The sequence below is a fragment of the Mesorhizobium sp. Root157 genome (genome assembly GCF_001427385.1).
In the GTDB taxonomy this organism is placed as follows: Bacteria; Pseudomonadota; Alphaproteobacteria; order Rhizobiales; family Rhizobiaceae; genus Mesorhizobium.
The window spans coordinates 36,186-36,398 of sequence record NZ_LMGJ01000013.1; the positions used below are offsets into that span (position 1 = coordinate 36,186).

1 protein-coding gene is annotated in these 213 nt (G+C 67.6%); it reads right to left on the bottom strand.

What is annotated here, in order from left to right; translation table 11 throughout:
- The coding region (locus ASD64_RS21700) for a cadherin-like domain-containing protein (RefSeq protein ID WP_056105154.1) at positions 1-213 on the bottom strand (213 nt) is incomplete at both ends.

Genomic DNA, 213 nt, shown 5'->3' on the forward strand with positions numbered 1-213 from the left:
CGCCGGTATAGCCGGCGGTGGGCGTGAAGGTGACGGTGTTGGTCTGCGCGTTGAAGACGGCGGTGCCGTTGGAGAACTGGCTGACGCCGGTGATGGCGAGCGGATCGCCATTGGCGTCGGTGTCGTTGGCCAGCAGCGAGGCCGCGGTGATCTGGAGCGCGGTGTTCTGCTGGGTGGTGTAGCCGCTGTCGTTGGTCGCGACCGGCGCGGTAT